Origin of the sequence: Rhodococcus erythropolis R138, assembly GCF_000696675.2 — a bacterium.
Classification (GTDB): Bacteria; Actinomycetota; Actinomycetes; order Mycobacteriales; family Mycobacteriaceae; genus Rhodococcus_F; species Rhodococcus_F erythropolis.
Genome location: NZ_CP007255.1, coordinates 268797 through 285366 on the forward strand (window position 1 = coordinate 268797; position 16570 = coordinate 285366).

The following is a 16570-nucleotide window of genomic DNA, read 5'->3' on the forward strand; positions in this document are numbered from 1 at the left end:
CGTCACCGGTTTGCGATTTCCTCCATCAGGATCGGAACGCCGACATTGCAGGAGTGAATCCCGACGACGGTGGTCAGTTTCAGCACCTCGAGAATCTCCTTCGGGGTCACTCCCATGTCGAGTGCAGCGCGAATATGGCGTCGTACGCCGGGTGCGTACATGTGTGTGCTCGCCGCATCGACGGCTATGCACAGCAACTGGATCACCTGAGGTGACAGCACCCCGCTGTTCCAGGGCTGCATTGCTGTCTTCATGTACAGCTCGGTCCACTCGGGATCCAGCTCCGAAAGTCCGTCCCACAACGGATTCCAGCCACCCGAATCCTTCATAGCCTGGGTCACGGGAAAAGCTTCACTTGCTCGAACGTCAGTCATCGATCTCCTCAGACAATCGAAAATGCTTGATTCAGTTCACGTTTGAGAATCTTTCCGGTTGCCGTCATCGGCAGCGACGGCACGAACTCGATGCGGCGCGGATATTTGTAGGCGGCCATCTGTTCCCGCGACCATTCCACGAGATCCGATTCGGAGATCTCTTCACTCGGCTCTCGGATCACGAATGCGACAACTTCTTCGCCGAGGCTCGTGTCCGGCACCCCGACGACAGCGACGAGTGAGACGGCTGAATGGGTGAGCAGAACCTCTTCGATTTCGCGTGGGTAGACGTTGAATCCGCCCCGCACGATCATGTCCTTCGCGCGGTCGACGATGTAGTAATTTCCGTCGGTATCGACCCGTGCCAGATCCCCGGTGCGAAACCATCCGTCGCACATGACTTCCGCCGTCGCCTCGGGTCGGTTGAAATAGCCCTTCATGACGTTGTGCCCGCGAATGGCCAACTCACCCACTTCATCGGGGCCGGTGATCGTACGCCAAGAGTCATCGACAAGCCGCGCTTCGACGCCCCAGATCGGCACGCCGATCGAACCGGGCCGGGGGTCGCTCTCCGGGTCACTGAACAAGGCCAACGGAGAGGTCTCGGACAACCCGTACCCTTCGAGGATCTGAACACCGAAGCGTTCCCTGAACTGTGTCAAGATTTCGACGGGAAGCGCTGCACCACCGGAGATCGCGCACCGCATGTTCTGTGCAACGGTCTCGATATCCACCCCGGATTTCACTACCTCCTCCAGCACGCCGAGCAGTCCCCAATACATGGTCGGGACGCCCGCGAAGACCGAGATCTTTTCGCGTTCCATGATCTCGAGTGCCGCGGTCGCATCGAAGCGCGGCATCAACACCAAAGTGGCACCGACGCAGATTCCCGCATTCATGGTCACTGTCTGGCCGAACGAGTGGAACAACGGCAAAGTCAGGAGATAACGCTCATGCATGGACGGAACGCTCTCGAACAACCGGTTGGTCGACAGTGCATTCAAGACCATGTTGCAGTGAGTGAGTTCGGCGCCCTTGGGCTTTCCGGTCGTGCCGCTGGTGTAGAGAATGACCGCGGTGTCCGTCGGTTCACGAACAACCGCGGCTGCAGGCGTTTCCGTGCCGGACACGGATGCCAGTGCTTCGCCTAGAGTCTCGACTCCGAGGGTCGACGACGGTGCACCCGGCTCGGTGCTGATCACGATCAGGGCCGAACAGGTCTCGCTCTGCTCGAACCCGGCGATGGCGTACTCGGCGATCGGTAATTCGGGACTTCCCTCGAAACAGAAGTACAGCTTCGCTTCCGAATCAGCCAGGTGATAGGCAATTTCGCGCCCCTTGAGCAGGATGTTCAGAGGAACGACGACGCCACCGGCCTTGAGAATGCCGTAGTAGACGATCGGGAACTCGAGAACGTTCGGGCAGGACAACGCCACCTTGTCACCTGGCTCGACACCCCGCGAGACGAGCAGATGGGCGATGCGATTCGCGTAGGCGTCGAACTGCGCATACGTCAGCCTCGCTTCTCCGAGAACCAGCGCATCCCGTTCCGGGTATCGCCGGGCCGAATCTTCCAGCAGAGCAGCAAGATCAAGCATGACTGTGTTCCTCCTGCGACTCGGAATCCGTGGTACGAGACGAGGCGGCGTGCGACACCGACTCGAGCAGTTCCCACACCAATGATTCCGCCCGCGGCCAATACCCGTATCCGGACGCCGGATTGAGATGTCCGACCTCACCCAGATCCAGCAACCGACTCCCCCATCCTTCAGCCAAACCCACAACTCGGCGATACCCGGCGAGCGGATCGTTCCGACTCGCCGCGACCGTGCTCGGAAAAGGCAGACGCTGACGCGGTATCGGTAGCCACCCGTTCCGATCGAGCTCCTCGAGAGACGGATAGGACTCGGGTAGAGGAAGTTCGAGATCCGCCGGCGTGACCAGAAGTGCGCCGGCAACATCTCGATGATGCGCCCTCGCCCAGTGGGCAACTGTCATGACTCCGGCGCTGTGCGCGACCAGGACCACCGGGCTGGAAACACTTGTCAACACCTCGTCCAATGCCGCAACCCTGGCATCGCGACTGAGCTTGTCGGTCTCGAGGGGAGGAACCGTCAGAACGTTGCCGAGTCTGCGCGCGAGGTGAGTCTGCCAATGATCCTCGACATGATCGCGCAGACCGGGAACTATTACTACCGTAGGTGATTCATCCATCAGGAACTCCGAACTTCTGCTACTTCAGTGGCGCCGGGGATCTCGGGCCGATTCTGCAACGTCGCCAGCCGCCTCATCCCGGCGGGATAGGCACGCTTGCCGGCTACCAACGCGAGGGCCGCGACGACATAGACGAAGGGCGAAAGCTGTAGAGCGCCGAGAAGACCCAGGTGATCGGCGAGGATGCCGACCACGAAGGGACCGAGCGCCAGCCCAAGAAGGTTGTTGGCAACGGTGAGCGTTCCCATGGCCGACGCTCGAATCGAGTGATGGGTAAGGTTCGCGACCATAGCTGCCGTCGGCCCCGACGAACCGGCGGAGAAGAATGCACCGATACCGAGCAATACGAGTTGCGCTGTCCCCGTATCCAACCGGAGCCCGATACTCAGCGTCACCAACGAGATGGCGCAGTAGACGATGGCGGTGGTCCATTTCCGCGCCGAATCGTCGCGGCTGAATCTATCTGTGATGAACCCGCACACCACCATCCCACTTCCGACCAGGAGGACGAACACGGAAGCCGTGACGCCGGCCTTGTCCGGGGCCAAATCGTAGTAGCGATTGAAGAAGCTCGGCAACCACGCCAGAAGTACAGCGGCGGTGAACATCTGGAGACCACCACCGATGTAGGCGAACAACACGGCGGGATTGGTGAACAGCGAGGACACCGGCGCACGAAAACCGTCGTGTCTCACCGCTTCCCCGGCGGCATCCGGCGCTGCCTCGACGGCGTAAGCGGTGAGCTTCTTCTCGGTGACGAGGGCACGGAACAGCGCAACCAGAATCAGACCGAAGATCGCCATGGCGGCAAAAGACCACCGCCAACTGAACTGGACTGCGATGAACCCACCGATTGCCACACCGATGACCGAACCGAACGATCCACCGGCCATGAAGGCACCGGCAAGAGCTGCGTGCACGCGGGGCGCAAACACACTGAGGACCACGGCGATACCCACGCTGCCGTACGCCGCTTCACCGACACCTACCAAGAATCGGGCGCCCAACATCTGTTCGTAAGTCTGAGCGATTGCGCACAGCAACGTCGCGACACTCCACAACACCGCCATCAAGATCAAGCTCTTGACGCGGCCCCAGCGGTCCGCGAGCAGCGACAACGGGAACGTCAACAGCCCGACCATCAATGCCACCACGCTGCTCAGGGAGGCGAGGTGCGAATCGGAGAGATCCCAGTCCGCTTTCAGGATCGGGAAGACTGCACTGAGCACCTGCCTCGACATGTAGTCCGAGAGCAGAAGACCGAAAGCCAGGGCGAAAACGATCCACGGGTATAACTTTCGTCGTCCGCCGATTCCGAGCGCGGTGTCCACACGTGGCGTGGCGGGAGCTTGCAGTCCCATGACTCTCCTAGAAGTACTCGAGGTAGACGGGGGGATTCGGGGGTACGAACCGTCGCGGTTCGTACCCCCGGAACTGTTGTACGAGAGGGTGCGAACTCAGGCGTGCTGCGTGAATCCCAGCTGGCCGATCCGGCGGTTGGGCGCGTAACCCAGCTTCGCCAACGTCTCGTCGGTGTCGGCATACGTCTCACCGATCCGGTAGATGTCCCGAGCTTCCTTCGCGGTAGCCACCTCGCGGCCCAATTCGCCTGCAATGCGCACCAACTGCTCGATCTGCTGCACCGACGTCATCTTCTCGCCCTTGCGGCCCCAGATGGTGTCCTCGTTGCCGCAACGAGCGTGCAAGCCCATCGCGATGGCCATCGTGTTCACCGGCAGGACGCTACGCATCAGCGTTTCCAGCGTCAGGCACGCACCGTCGGGAACACGCTGGACGAAGTTCATCATGTTGTACGGGTTGGGGCCGTCGAAGCCGCCGCCGATTGCGACCCACGTGAGGTTGACCGGACCCGTGTAGATGCCGCGTCGGATCAACCGCTCCACCGTTTCGAGCTGCGGAATACTGGACAACTGGAAATGCGGCTGGATTCCGGCGGCCTGCAACCGGCGCAGGTGCTCTGCCACCCACTCCGGACCGGCGGGCACGGTCATTTCCCGATACGTATCGGCCAATTCCGGACGTTGCATCGACGTACCCGCGATGTCGTCGTCGGTCATCAGTTCCATGATGTTCATCTGGCTGGTGTTGATCGCGATCGTCACCTGGTCGGGAGCCGGCTCCAATTCCGCCAGCATGTGACGCACGTCGTCGGACAACCACTTCGCATCGGCGCCTTCCCCCTCCGGGGCAAACGAAATCGAGCCGCCGACCTGCAGAATCATCTCGGGAACGGCCTCACGCAAGCGGCCGAGAAGCTCGTTGAACTTCGACAGTCGCTTCGAGCCCTTGCCGTCGAGTTCACGCACGTGGATGTGGAGAACGGTGGCACCGGCGTTGAAGCAGTCGACGGCTTGCTGGACGTGCTCGTCCATCGACAACGGGAGGTCTTCCGCAAAATCGTCCGGCTCCCACTCCGGTCCGTAGGGAGCAACGGTGATGACAAGCTTGTCCTGGGTTTCGGGGAACAGTGAATCGTCGTGGAAATGCATAGTGTGACTCCGATCGAGTGAATGAATTATCTTCGGGGCTGGGAAGAGAGATCAGAACGGTGCGTCGCCGATGATTCCGGCGCGCTCCATCTTTCGAACCGCGGGCCAGTAGTCCTGCACCGCGTAATGCTGTGTCGACCGGTTGTCCCAGATCGCGACGCTGTTCTCGGTCCAGCGCCACCGAACCTGATACTCGGGAATCTGGGCCTGACTGGCCAGGTAGGTGAGCAGGTTTCCGGCACCGGGGGCGTAATCGATTCCGTAGCGGACGTTCTCGGGCGTGTGATAGTTCACGAGGTGTGTGGCGAACGAATTGACGAAGAGAATCTTCTCGCCGGTCTCCGGATGTGTTCGTACCACGGGATGTTCGGCGTCAGGAAAGCGTTCCTTCAGCTGGTGCCGCTGATCGATCGGCATCCGAGCGCCGAAGGTCGACTCGATACTGTGCCTGGCACGCAGATCCTTGATCTGCTCCTTGACCCGCGCCGGCAGATTCTCGTAGGCGAGTGCCATGTTCACCCAAATCGTGTCGCCGCCGACCGGAGGTGTTTCCACACAACGCAATACACATCCCATGGGCGGGTTCACGCGCCAGGTGGCGTCGCAGTGATACGCATTCTCGAAATGCTCCGGCGGGCTGTCCAGGTCTTTGTAGATGCGGACCAGGCCCGGGTGGTCGGGGTCGCTGCCCAGGGCCGGATGATCCTCGAGCTCACCGAATCGCTGGGCAAGCTCTACGTGCTCGGCTTTGGAGAAGTTCTGGTCGCGAAAGAACAGAACCTTGTGTTCGAGCAGCAATGCCTTGATCTGGGCAAAGAGTGCAGCATCTCGCGCGACCTCGCCAAGATCCACCCCGGACAACTCTGCCCCGATCGAACAGGTCAATTTCTCGACGTGGATCATGCTGGTCGACGAGGGAAGGTTTTCTGTCAACGTTGCGGTGTTGGTCATGACAATTCCTCTGGGAAGTGCTGTTTCGGTTCAGACGGAGAAGACGGAGGAACCGATACTGCGACCGGACTCCATGTCGTGGTGCGCACGCACCGCATCTTCGAGGGGGTATCGCTGGTTGATCTCGATCTTGATTCGCCCGGATTCGACGTGTGAGAACAGTTCGCCCGCCAATTCGGCACGTTCCTCGGGATCCGCGATGTAATCGGCAAGTGCCGGACGTGTGAGGAAGAGAGATCCCTTGACGGCCAACTGCATTGCCTGAATCGGCGGAGTCGGCCCGGACGCCGTTCCGAAGCACACCAGCAGCCCGCGCCTGGCAAGGCAATCGAGAGAGATGTCGAACGTGGATTGCCCGATACTGTCGTAGACAACCGGCACGCCGACGCCCCCGGTGATCTCCTTGACACGCGCTACGACGTCCTCGCGGGTGTAGATGACGACTTCATCGCACCCGTGAGCTCGGGCAACGCTCGCCTTCTCGTCGCTCGACACCGTTCCGATCACTTTGATTCCCAACAGTTTTGCCCACTGGGTGAAGATCAGTCCAACCCCGCCCGCCGCAGCATGCAGCAACACGGTGTCTCCCGCTTTCAACGGGTAGATGCGACGCAGAAGGTAGGCGGCAGTCAGTCCTCGCATGGTCATGGCGGCCGCGGTGTCGAAGGCAATGCCGTCGGGTAGCGCGATCAGGTCGGACGACGCCATGATCCGCTCGGTGGCGTACGCACCCAGCGGACTGCCGGTGTAGGTCACACGGTCCCCCACTGCAAAATCGACTACTCCCTCGCCGATCTCTTCGACCACACCGGCGCCCTCAACGCCCATCCCGGCAGGCAATTGCGCAGGATAGAGGCCACTTCGAAAGTAGGTGTCGGCGAAGTTCAACCCCACCGCTTCATGACGAACCCGAACCTCTCCGGCACCGGGTCGTCCTACCTCGATCTCTTCCCAACGCATGACGGACGGTGTGCCGATCTCGTGGAACCGAATGGCGTTTGCCATCAATGCTCTCCAATTCTGTGGGCGGGCTCGACTCGATTACGGTCGAGCTGTATTCGTACGCAACAACTTCCAGAAGTCGGTGCTCGACTTCGCGGTCGTGCCGAACTGATGTGAACAAAACTATGTGAGATCCGGCTCACATGCTTAACTTGACGAGACACACAACACAACATTTCGGGACATCGAGTAAAGGGGGCCCTATGAAGCCACTCGCCCGCTACGCGTCACTGAACCGATACGTCGACCTGTGCCGAACAGTGGACGTGGACGCTGTGGCCCTCATGAGAAGTGTCGGCCTGAGCCCGGCAAGCCTGGCGAACCCCGACCAATGGGTACCGGCCGCCTCCATTGCATCGCTCCTGGAGCGATCGGCAGCGGAGTCCGGACACGAAGACTTCGGGCTTCTACTCGCCGGCCTGCGTCGACTGTCCAATCTCGGTCCCCTCAGCTTGGTCATCAGGGAAGAACCAGACGTCAGGAGCGCGCTCGACGTATTGATGCGATACGAGCACACGTACAACGAGTCATTGCGCATCCGATTGAACGAGGTCAACGGACTCGCCACCCTGCGAATCTCGCTCGAGGTCGGCGAACCGGTCGACACCAGACAGAGCGTCGAACTCGCAGTCGGCGCGACGCTGCAGATCCTGCGAAGTTTCCTGGGTTCTCGATGGCATCCGGTCAGCGTGGGATTCACGCACAATGCCCCGAAAGATACGAGCACGCATCGACGAATCCTCGGCGACACCGTGGAATTCGATCACGAATTCACCGGAATCGTTTTCTTCGCCGCCGACCTGGATGCGGCAAACCAACTGTCCGACGAGTTGCTCCGGCCGTACGCTCGCCAGTTCCTCGACTCACTTCCCGCATCGGAAACCTCCGACACCCTCAGCCGCACCAAGGAATTGATCGAAGTTCTGCTTCCGACCGGCCGCTGCTCTGTCGAGCAGGTGGCACGAAGCCTCGGATTCGACCGGCGGACACTGCACCGTCATCTCGCCGAATCCGGAGATACGTTCACGGCCGTTCTCAATTCGGTCCGAAGCACCCTCGCGGAACGATTTGTCGCCAACCCTCGCTATTCATTGACCGAAGTGGCGGTGCACTTGGGGTTTTCGACGCAGGGTAGTTTCTCGCGCTGGTTTCGCACTCAGTTCTCGACGAGCCCGAGCGCATGGCGGACTCAACGCTCGATCAGCTGACCAGCACGACTCCGACGTAGGCGATCGTCGCCACCCACACGGTGGAAATCGCGGCCAGAACGAATGGTCGGGCGCCCACTCCACGAATGACGCTCAGCCGCACCCCCAGCCCGAGAGCGAACATCGCAGCAGCCAACAGCGCCGTCTGCACGGTCTTCGCCAATCCGAGAAGCTCATTCGGCAACATTCCGGTGGAGCGCAAACCCATGCAGCCGATGAATGCCACGACGAACAACGGAATCAGCGGGGGCCGCTTGGTGTCGGTGTTGTCGACCATCGTGCGTTGCCGAATGCTCAGAAACGCCATGACCGGCGCCAACATCAATACGCGCGCAAGTTTCACCACGGTCGCGACACCCAACGCGGTGGCGCCGAGAGCGCTGCCGGCAGCCACTACTTGTGCCACTTCGTGGATCGACCCACCGGCCCACATGCCCGCATCGATCTCGTTCATACCGAAAGCATCGGCCAGCAAGGGGATCGCCGGAATCATCAGAGTTCCGAAGATCACCACCAGCGCTACAGCGGTCAGCAACTCTTCCTCTCGCGCATTCACCACACCGTCCGCAGCAGCCACAGCGGCTGCGCCACAGATCGAGAAGCCGCAGGCAATCAGAATCCTCTGCGACCAACTCAATCCCAGAAGCTTTCCGGCATACATGGTCCCGGCGATACCGAGGAACACTATCGCCACCACAACGGCGATCACTCCCCAACCCAAACCGACGATGTCGGAGAACATCAATTGCAGCCCGAGCAGAGCGATACCCACCCGAAGTAGCCGTTTCGCCGAGAATGCCAGGCCAGGTTGGAATTTCGCCGGCAAAGAGACGGTATTCGCCAACACCGCACCCGCCACTATCGCAATCAGCAACGGACTCACGGCGGAGGTGAACTGACCGGCTATCAGCGCGACCGTGGCCCCCAAGGCGCACAACGCAACTCCGGGCACCAATGCAGCCACACTCGACCACCGTCGTACTTCTGACGAAGGGGCGACTGCGGGTTTCTCGGCCACGGACTTCACATCACGGTTCACTCATCCAGCGTCCTTGAGCCACCATCGCTCCGGTAGGGCGATTTCTACCATCACGACATATCAGATCGATATGGAATAGATGCTGGGTATAGCCTGTCTGCATGACCAGAAGGTGGCCCGACCTCACCACACTCGAGCTACTCGTCGGCATCGATGATCACGGAAGCCTCAGCGCTGCAAGCCGTCTGGCTCACATCGCACAACCGAATGCCAGCCGCGCCGTCAAAGCCCTCGAGCGGCAGCTCGGGATGCCACTCATACACCGAAGGTCGACGGGGGCGACTTTGACTCCGCAGGGGACCGTCATCGTCCACTGGGCGCGCCGCGTCCTCGCCAACTCGAAGCAGCTTCTCGACGTCGCCGAAGGGATGCGGACCGAACGATCCGCGGAATTGACCGTGTGTGCCAGCATGACCGTCGCCGAACATCTGATCCCGGCCTGGCTCGGCGTCTTTCGATCACTGCATCCTGGTGTCACCGTCCACCTTCAGGTCTACAACTCGACACGCGTACTCGAAGCCGTCGAAGTAGGAATGTGTGACCTCGGATTCGTCGAGTCACCGACCGTTCCGAAGAGCCTGCCCAGCGTCACCGTCGCGCGTGACTCGCTGGTCGTGGTCGTTCACCCGGATCATCCATGGGCGCGTCGACGAAAGCCGCTGACCGTCACCGAACTGGCAGCGACACCGCTGCTGGTGCGTGAGCCCGGATCGGGAACCAGAACGACTCTCGACCTGGCGTTACACGAATACGAGCGCGGTGCACCGTTGTTGGAACTGGGTAGTTCGGCCGCGATTCGAACCAGCGTGCTCGGTGGCGTCGGCCCGGCGGTACTGAGCACGCTGGCCGTCGAGGACCAGGTGAAGCAGGGAGAACTTCGGGTCGTAGCCGTCGAAGGCTTGGAACTCGACCGATCCCTGCGTGCAGTGTGGCGCCCGCCGCGTCAGCTCGAGGGCCCCGCAGGCGACCTGATGAAAGTAGTGCGTGCGAGCGGGTCCCGGAAATCCTGAAAGCGGCTACTTCTTGTCGGCCTTCGCTGCCGCCTTTGCGGCCTTCTTGAACTCGCGGACCTCGAGCAAAGACTGTTCGTCGACCACGTCTGCAATCGAGCGCCTCGAGCCCTCGAGCCCGTAGTCGCCGGCCGCTTGGCGCCAACCTTTCGGCTCGACGCCGATCTGTTTTCCGAGCAACGCCAGGAAGATCCGGGCTTTCTGATCCCCGTAACCGGGTAGGGCTTTGAGCCGCTTCAGCACTTCCTTGCCGTCGGGATTTCCCGAAGTCCAGATCGCCGCGGTGTCGCCGTCGTAGTTCTCGACGATGAACTGGCACATGAGCTGGATACGCTCGCCCATCGACTTGGGGAATCGGTGCACAGCCGGAGGCTCGGCACAGATGGCGATGAACTCGTCGGTGTCCATGTCGGCGATACGCCTGACGTCGATACCGCTGAGCCGATCCGCCAGCTTCTTCGGACCTAGGAAGGCCGTTTCCATCGGAACCTGTTGATCGAGAAGCATTCCGATCAACAACGCCAACGGGTCCTCGGCCAGGAGGGCATCAGCTTCGGGGTCACCGACAAGGTTCAGTTGAAGTGCCATGAGTCCGATACTGCCACGTCAGGCGGCAGTTATGACCGACGCCGACGCATCCGGAGCCGGAATCTTCCACTTCTTCCAGCCGAAGAGAACCAACGTCGAGACCGCGGCAAGCGTGAAGACCCAGAGGTAGACGCCGACGGTCGGAATCCGCAGATACTCGGGCGGCACGAACATGAACAGGCCCATTCCGACAAAGCGATCCGTACCCGGAATGACCGACGGGTCCCACCAAGTGTGAGACCAGTTCAAGACTGGGAGCAGGAAAACGAACGGCGCCACCCACGCCCAGCGCTTCTTCGACACCATCGCGTAGTGCGCGGCGAGGACGACCAGCGGGACGAACCACACCCAGTGATGACCCCACGAGAACGGCGAGACAGTGGTCGCAGTCAACCCCGTCATGGTGAGGCCGAGCAATTTCTGGCCGTGCCGGTGAGCAATCCACGCGGCACCGAGTCCGAGGCATACCGCCAGCGCACTGAAGACGAGGACCAGGACCCGCGACGGCGTCGGAGTGTGAGTGAGCTGAGCGATCAGACCGGACACGGACTGGTTGCTCGGAGCATCCGTCGGTCCGACGCGTTCGCTGTCGACAAGAGTGCCGGTCCAGTACTTGTACGCATCGTTGTAGATCACGACGAAACCAATCGCGACGGTCGCCGCGAACGTCACGACGGCCGTCACCAACGCACGCCATTGACGAGTGATGAAGAGGTACGCCCAGAAGAAGGCCGGAGTGAGCTTCACGCCGGCGGCGATGCCTGCCCCGATTCCTCGGAGCCGACTCTTCTCGTCCCGACCGAGGTCCCACACGATCAAGAGCAGCAGGAAGATGTTGATCTGCCCGAGCCAGAGCGTCGTACGTATCGGTTCCATGAACAGAAAGATCGTGGTGGCCAACGCACTGACGGCGTACGCCTTCACGTCGAGCCGATAACCGAGGTACTTCCAGCACAACACGATCACTGCGAACAACGCAGCGATGTTCAAACCCGTCCACACGACAATCGCCTGTTTGAACGAGAGCACCGCCCACACCGTGAACAGCAAAGCCGCAAACGGGGTGTACGTGAACATCATCCCTTCCAGGACTGGCCCGTCGTACAACGGAAGGCCCTGAACCACAACGCTGCCGCCGTGGCGGTAGACGTCGAGATCGAGGAAATTTTCGAAGATCCCCCAGTACCGCGTATTCATCGGCACGGCGAAAAGAACCATCAGCACGGACGCGACTGCCAGAACACCGAGCACAGAGAATCCGAGAACACCGACACGGAGACTGCGTCGCGGTATGTCAGCTTCGATGACCGACTCTGATTTCGCGGTGTGCGCCTCGAAAGAAGGCCCATCCGAAGCGTTGATCGCGCCCGTCACTACAACCTCCGGGATTTACACCCTATGTCGGGAATTGATGCTCCGAACGGTACAAGACGAGACCGAAAAGTACCGACCGGGCACGCCGCTTCGAGAACTCAGATCTCGGAGAGACGCGATTCGGTGGCTGCGAGCAGGACACACGTCGCCACGCCGTCCATGGCAACTTCGAGTTCAGCCGTGGACGGGAAGCTTGGGGCCAACCGGATGTTCCGGTCGTCCGGATCCGTGCTGTACGGGAAAGCCGATCCGGCAGCGGTGAGCGCGATACCCGCGTTCTTCGCCAGTTCGATGACGCGCTTGGCCGTGCCGTCGACCACGTCGAGGCTGATGAAGTATCCGCCCTTCGGCTCCGTCCAGGACGCGACCTTCGAAGCACCGAGACGATCCTCGAGGATCCGCAGTACGAGCTCGAACTTGGGTGCGAGGAACGCGCGATGCTTCTCCATGTGCGCACGAACGCCGTCGACATTGCCGAAGAAACGCAGGTGGCGAAGCTGATTGACCTTGTCAGGTCCGATGCTCTTCTTACCCAGGAACTTCTGGTACCAGGCAAGGTTTTCCGCCGAGCTACCGAAGAAGCTCACACCAGCGCCGGCGAAAGTGATCTTGGACGTCGACGCGAACACGAGCGGACGGTTGGGGTGTCCGGCCTCCGCTGCCATCGAGAGAATGTCGTAGGAAGGTGCGGTCTCGCCGACAAGTGGATGCACGGCATACGCGTTGTCCCAGTACAGGCGGAAGTCCGGCGCGGCCGTCGGCATCGACGCGAGCGTCCGGACAATTTCTTCGGAGTACACGGCACCGGTGGGGTTCGCGTAAACCGGAACCGCCCACATGCCCTTGATCTGCGGATCTGACGCAACAAGTTCGGCGATCTTGACGACATCCGGGCCGTCGTGGTTCATCGGCACCGCAATCATCTCGATGCCGAGGGACTCGGTGATCGCGAAGTGGCGGTCGTAGCCCGGTGCGGGGCAGAGAAACTTGATCTTCTCTTCCTGTGCCCACGGCCGGGCCGAATCCGGAGTGCCGTGCAGCAGTGAGAACACGACGTTGTCGTGCATGATCTCGAGGCTCGCGTTGTTGCCGGCGAGAAGGTTCGCAACGGGGATACCCAGCAGCTCACCGAAGATGGCGCGCAGTTCCGGCAGACCGGTGAGTCCGCCGTAGTTACGGCAGTCGGTGCCGCTGCCGTCTCGGAAGTCACCGTCGCCGGGCAGCGTCAGCAGCTCTGCGGAAAGGTCGAGTTGTTCCGGGGAAGGCTTACCGCGGGTCAGATCGAGTGCGAGCTTCTGCGCCTGGAGCTGCGTGTACTTCGCGCTCTGGCTCTCATGCTCGGAGGTGAGTTCTTCATGGCTCATCAACCCGATCTGGGTTTGGATAGGCATCCGGAGCGGCCTTTCACCGACGAGGCGGGGTCTGGTATGTGAAAAAATAGAGGACCCCGCGCACCCGGCAGAGCCCGTTGACCCTTGCTGCCTTCCGGCCCTGGGGGAGTTCACAGGATGCGCGCCGCGCGGGATCCAATGAACAGTGTAGACGGCTTTCGTCGGCCGCTGCACACCACCTACCGGGGTGGAGATGCAAACCCTGAGATCCACCGGTTCTTCGCAGGTCAGGTACCCGTTTAACGCTTCACGCCTGCAATTGGGTATGCTGCTCCACGGAGGATTCGCCTAGTGGCCTATGGCGCTCGCCTGGAACGCGGGTTGGGTTAACGCCCTCAGGGGTTCAAATCCCCTATCCTCCGCCAGGGAAGTCCCCGACCAGTCTTGGTCGGGGACTTTTTCTTTGCCACGAAGCATCGCCGAGCAGCGATACTGTCGACGAATGCGTCCCTCGACAACTGGCCGGGTCATCGCAGCAGGTACCGGCCTGATACTGAGTGCACTTGTCGACGCCCCCGTGAAAAAGTGGATGTCTCACCGCCGAACACCTGCCTACGCCGCCGGCCTCGTGGTCGCCGCGGCCGTTTATCCCGTGGCTCGGCAGGGACAAGCTCGGCAGGGACGCCTGGTCGACGTCTCCATTCCCGTTCGCGAATGGAGTGCAGTGTCCGCAACATTTGTGGTCTTCGTCGGCGCACTGGTTCTGCAGCCGAGTACCGCACGGCGACTGGTTGCAGCGAGCTGGGCCGTCCACCCGATTTTCGACCTACTTCACGAGCGTGGTCCGGAATCACGTCTGCCGGATTGGTACCCCGCAATTTGCGCGGGATACGACCTCGGAGTCGCTGGACTTCTTGCTGCCGAACCACGCAATTTCGTTTGACAGACTCACGAACTCGAAGCCAGACTTTCCGTCCAACCCAACAATCGGGAGTACGCGTGATTGCCGGCCAGACCAATCTGCTCGCGGATTGCAGCAGTTGCTTCGGCCTGTGCTGCGTCGCACTCCCCTTTTCCAAGTCCTCCGACTTCGCGACCAACAAGAATGCCGGCGACCCCTGCAAGAACCTGCAGCAGGATTTCCGTTGCGGCATTCACACCGGATTGCGAAAGAAGGGCTTCACCGGTTGCACCGTGTACGACTGTTTCGGTGCGGGACAGAAGGTTTCACAGCAGACCTACGACGGCATCAGTTGGCGTGATGCCCCGGAGACTGCGTCAGACATGTTCGAAACGTTTCCTGTCGTACGCCAGTTGCACGAACTGCTCTGGTATCTCGCCGAAGCCCGCTCGCTGAAGCAAACCCACTCGATACGAAAGGAACTCGACGCTGCACTCGCAGAGACGGAAAGCCTGACTAACGGCACGCCTTCGCAGATTCGAGCCGTCGACGTCTCAGCACACCGAGCGACTGTCAACACACTGCTCTTGCAGACGAGTAACCTTGTGCGCTCGCCGATCTCAGGCAAGAAGGGTCGCAAACTCGACCACCGCGGCGCAGACCTCATCGGAGCCAAGTTTCGTGGTTCCGACCTACGTGGGGCCAACTTTCGCGGGAGTTATCTGATCGGTGCAGACCTCCGCGGCTGCGAACTCGATCGCGCCGATCTGATCGGTGCAGACTTGCGCGGCACCGACATTCGCGGCGCAAAACTCCGCGGCAGTATCTTTCTCACTCAGTTCCAGATCAACGCGGCGGTTGGCGATTCGGCTACCACACTCCCCGATTCACTGACCCGCCCCAGCCACTGGGCCTGAGCCCGACTGTCAACTCCGTCGACGGAGAACGACCTTGTTAGCTTCCGGATCGACGGACACCCACGGCGGGTCACCGTCGGTTCCGTCCTCACGATGCATCAACGCACTCTGCCGCTGTTCGAATTCATGATGCTTGGACCCCTGAAACAGGGCAGCAACCTCTTCGAAGCCCGCAGCCGAGACCGGACGAGTCGTGCGCCCCCTGGTCCACGGCAGGGCCCGGCCACCGGTGAGCCGGTTCCAGAGAGTCTCGGCGAACGCGAACAGGACCAGCAGCACGAGCAAGCCTGGCAGCGTCAACGCGAACAAAGTGCCCATGAAAGAAGTCTAGCGACGAACGCCCCCAGGTTCCCTCAACTTTTGATCAGCCACCTTGTTGTGGCCATGCCGTGGATGATCTGCCAGAATGCAAGCTGTTACGACTAGTAACACCTTCGGGGGGAGGATTTCACGTGAGCTTGATACTTGCAGCTACCGACCGTTCAGAGCTTGCCCAGACACTCGGGGCCGAATTAGTACATTTTGGTCATCAAACACAGCTCGTCCGCACCGGGCGCCGCCTACTCGACGACCTGGACACCGACAGTTTCGATATCGCCGTGATCGATCTCTTGTTGCCGGACATCGACGGCTACGAGATTGCACGACAGATCCGCTTGCGCAGTTCGATGCCGATCATGATGTTGGTGGATACCCACGAGGACATCGACGAAGCACCACATGGCGCTGTCTCGGACTTCGTACTGAACCCGATCGATTCTCACGCGCTCGATCTTCGGGTCACCGCGATCCTTCGTGAAACCGCGCATCCCGCCGCCGGAAAACACCAACGTCACGGTGACCTGCTCCTCGATCGACGTGCGATGACGGCGACGATGGGCGGAAAGCTGCTCGTCCTCAGCCGGACCGAATGGCGGGTACTCCTGGAACTGTCGACCGAGCCTGGGCGCGTGTACTCGCGTGATCATCTGATCCGAAACGTCTGGGGTTCCGACCACGAAAAGACACGTGTGGTCGACGCGACCATTCTCAGCTTGCGGTCCAAACTCGAATCCAATCCCGCGAAACCGAAGTACATCAAAACCATCCGGGGGTTCGGATATCGCTTCGGCCCGGTCGAATGAACTCGCCTTCGTGTCGGTGGCGCTCGA

General features: G+C 60.9%; 17 protein-coding genes, 1 tRNA gene and 1 other RNA gene. 6 read left to right on the forward strand and 13 right to left on the reverse strand.

Features of this window, described 5'->3' with window-relative positions; translation table 11 throughout:
- Positions 1 to 2: 2 nt before the first annotated feature.
- The 7 genes from H351_RS01190 to H351_RS01220 all read right to left on the reverse strand — a co-directional run bounded on the left by H351_RS01190 (position 3) and on the right by H351_RS01220 (position 7054).
- Positions 3 to 374, reverse strand: coding sequence for a carboxymuconolactone decarboxylase family protein (locus H351_RS01190; protein ID WP_020905896.1), 372 nt, complete (start codon positions 372 to 374; stop codon positions 3 to 5).
- 8 nt (positions 375 to 382) lie between these two features.
- Positions 383 to 1972, reverse strand: coding sequence for a long-chain-fatty-acid--CoA ligase (locus H351_RS01195; protein WP_029254287.1), 1590 nt, complete (start codon positions 1970 to 1972; stop codon positions 383 to 385).
- A complete protein-coding gene (locus H351_RS01200) occupies positions 1965 to 2588 on the reverse strand; it encodes an RBBP9/YdeN family alpha/beta hydrolase (RefSeq protein WP_029254286.1) in 624 nt (207 codons plus the stop codon). Before H351_RS01200 ends, H351_RS01195 begins: the two co-directional genes overlap by 8 nt.
- The gene (locus H351_RS01205; RefSeq protein ID WP_021332896.1) at positions 2588 to 3949 is read right to left on the reverse strand and encodes an MFS transporter; all 1362 of its coding nucleotides are present in this window, start codon (positions 3947 to 3949) and stop codon (positions 2588 to 2590) included. The genes H351_RS01200 and H351_RS01205 overlap by 1 nt, the downstream gene beginning before the upstream one ends.
- 96 nt (positions 3950 to 4045) lie before the next feature.
- Positions 4046 to 5098 carry a beta-keto acid cleavage family enzyme gene (locus H351_RS01210; RefSeq protein ID WP_003943988.1) on the reverse strand — a complete coding sequence of 351 codons (1053 nt, stop codon included), beginning with the start codon at positions 5096 to 5098 and terminating at the stop codon, positions 4046 to 4048.
- 51 nt (positions 5099 to 5149) lie between these two features.
- Entirely contained in the window at positions 5150 to 6049 is a 900-nt protein-coding gene (locus tag H351_RS01215) for a TauD/TfdA dioxygenase family protein (RefSeq protein WP_029254285.1), read from the reverse strand.
- 30 nt (positions 6050 to 6079) lie between these two features.
- Positions 6080 to 7054, reverse strand: coding sequence for a quinone oxidoreductase family protein (locus tag H351_RS01220; protein WP_003943928.1), 975 nt, complete (start codon positions 7052 to 7054; stop codon positions 6080 to 6082).
- Positions 7055 to 7254: 200 nt separating this feature from the next.
- Here H351_RS01220 and H351_RS01225 point away from each other — a divergent pair, with 200 nt between their 5' ends.
- A complete protein-coding gene (locus H351_RS01225) occupies positions 7255 to 8259 on the forward strand; it encodes an AraC family transcriptional regulator (protein WP_021342611.1) in 1005 nt (334 codons plus the stop codon).
- Here H351_RS01225 and H351_RS01230 read toward each other — a convergent pair.
- The gene (locus tag H351_RS01230) at positions 8252 to 9298 is read right to left on the reverse strand and encodes a YeiH family protein (RefSeq protein WP_029254284.1); all 1047 of its coding nucleotides are present in this window, start codon (positions 9296 to 9298) and stop codon (positions 8252 to 8254) included. The genes H351_RS01225 and H351_RS01230 overlap by 8 nt on opposite strands.
- Positions 9299 to 9399: 101 nt before the next feature.
- On the opposite strand from H351_RS01230, the gene H351_RS01235 reads away from it, so the two are divergent.
- A complete protein-coding gene (locus tag H351_RS01235) occupies positions 9400 to 10308 on the forward strand; it encodes a LysR family transcriptional regulator (RefSeq protein WP_029254283.1) in 909 nt (302 codons plus the stop codon).
- A 6-nt stretch (positions 10309 to 10314) separates the two neighbouring features.
- On the opposite strand, the gene H351_RS01240 is transcribed toward H351_RS01235, so the two are convergent.
- From H351_RS01240 to ffs, 4 genes are all read right to left on the reverse strand, one after another.
- On the reverse strand, positions 10315 to 10896 hold the full coding sequence (locus H351_RS01240) for an HhH-GPD-type base excision DNA repair protein (protein ID WP_019746526.1): 582 nt from the start codon (positions 10894 to 10896) through the stop codon (positions 10315 to 10317).
- A gap of 18 nt (positions 10897 to 10914) precedes the next feature.
- Positions 10915 to 12270, reverse strand: coding sequence for a glycosyltransferase 87 family protein (locus tag H351_RS01245; RefSeq protein ID WP_029254282.1), 1356 nt, complete (start codon positions 12268 to 12270; stop codon positions 10915 to 10917).
- Positions 12271 to 12368: 98 nt separating this feature from the next.
- Positions 12369 to 13661, reverse strand: coding sequence for an aspartate aminotransferase type Ic (locus H351_RS01250; RefSeq protein ID WP_029254281.1), 1293 nt, complete (start codon positions 13659 to 13661; stop codon positions 12369 to 12371).
- A 41-nt stretch (positions 13662 to 13702) separates the two neighbouring features.
- An RNA gene (gene ffs / locus H351_RS31305) (signal recognition particle sRNA small type) lies at positions 13703 to 13802 on the reverse strand.
- Positions 13803 to 13938: 136 nt separating this feature from the next.
- Here ffs and H351_RS01255 point away from each other — a divergent pair.
- The 3 genes from H351_RS01255 to H351_RS01265 all read left to right on the forward strand — a co-directional run bounded on the left by H351_RS01255 (position 13939) and on the right by H351_RS01265 (position 15419).
- Positions 13939 to 14026 (forward strand) — tRNA-Ser (locus H351_RS01255).
- A 77-nt stretch (positions 14027 to 14103) separates the two neighbouring features.
- Positions 14104 to 14544 (forward strand): hypothetical protein, encoded by a 441-nt coding sequence (locus H351_RS01260; protein ID WP_019746523.1) that lies wholly within the window; start codon positions 14104 to 14106, stop codon positions 14542 to 14544.
- Between the two features lie 56 nt (positions 14545 to 14600).
- Complete coding sequence (locus H351_RS01265; protein WP_029254279.1) at positions 14601 to 15419, forward strand: pentapeptide repeat-containing protein; 819 nt, start codon at positions 14601 to 14603, stop codon at positions 15417 to 15419.
- 9 nt (positions 15420 to 15428) lie between these two features.
- Here the strand turns inward: H351_RS01265 and H351_RS01270 are convergent, their stop codons facing one another.
- Positions 15429 to 15737, reverse strand: a complete 309-nt coding sequence (locus H351_RS01270) for a DUF6191 domain-containing protein (RefSeq protein ID WP_007731580.1) — start codon at positions 15735 to 15737, stop codon at positions 15429 to 15431.
- A 134-nt stretch (positions 15738 to 15871) separates the two neighbouring features.
- Here H351_RS01270 and H351_RS01275 point away from each other — a divergent pair, with 134 nt between their 5' ends.
- On the forward strand, positions 15872 to 16543 hold the full coding sequence (locus H351_RS01275; RefSeq protein WP_019746521.1) for a response regulator transcription factor: 672 nt from the start codon (positions 15872 to 15874) through the stop codon (positions 16541 to 16543).
- Positions 16544 to 16570 lie beyond the last annotated feature (27 nt).

What these genes read in the sequence shown, in the direction of transcription:
- H351_RS01225 (WP_021342611.1), top strand. Translation starts at nt 7,255, where the DNA reads ATGAAGCCACTCGCCCGCTACGCGTCACTGAACCGATACGTCGACCTG.
- H351_RS01240 (WP_019746526.1), bottom strand. Translation starts at nt 10,896, where the DNA reads ATGGCACTTCAACTGAACCTTGTCGGTGACCCCGAAGCTGATGCCCTC.
- H351_RS01270 (WP_007731580.1), bottom strand. Translation starts at nt 15,737, where the DNA reads ATGGGCACTTTGTTCGCGTTGACGCTGCCAGGCTTGCTCGTGCTGCTG.
- H351_RS01215 (WP_029254285.1), bottom strand. Translation starts at nt 6,049, where the DNA reads ATGACCAACACCGCAACGTTGACAGAAAACCTTCCCTCGTCGACCAGC.
- H351_RS01260 (WP_019746523.1), top strand. Translation starts at nt 14,104, where the DNA reads ATGCGTCCCTCGACAACTGGCCGGGTCATCGCAGCAGGTACCGGCCTG.
- H351_RS01235 (WP_029254283.1), top strand. Translation starts at nt 9,400, where the DNA reads ATGACCAGAAGGTGGCCCGACCTCACCACACTCGAGCTACTCGTCGGC.
- H351_RS01250 (WP_029254281.1), bottom strand. Translation starts at nt 13,661, where the DNA reads ATGCCTATCCAAACCCAGATCGGGTTGATGAGCCATGAAGAACTCACC.
- H351_RS01220 (WP_003943928.1), bottom strand. Translation starts at nt 7,054, where the DNA reads ATGGCAAACGCCATTCGGTTCCACGAGATCGGCACACCGTCCGTCATG.
- H351_RS01195 (WP_029254287.1), bottom strand. Translation starts at nt 1,972, where the DNA reads ATGCTTGATCTTGCTGCTCTGCTGGAAGATTCGGCCCGGCGATACCCG.
- H351_RS01190 (WP_020905896.1), bottom strand. Translation starts at nt 374, where the DNA reads ATGACTGACGTTCGAGCAAGTGAAGCTTTTCCCGTGACCCAGGCTATG.
- H351_RS01200 (WP_029254286.1), bottom strand. Translation starts at nt 2,588, where the DNA reads ATGGATGAATCACCTACGGTAGTAATAGTTCCCGGTCTGCGCGATCAT.
- H351_RS01205 (WP_021332896.1), bottom strand. Translation starts at nt 3,949, where the DNA reads ATGGGACTGCAAGCTCCCGCCACGCCACGTGTGGACACCGCGCTCGGA.
- H351_RS01210 (WP_003943988.1), bottom strand. Translation starts at nt 5,098, where the DNA reads ATGCATTTCCACGACGATTCACTGTTCCCCGAAACCCAGGACAAGCTT.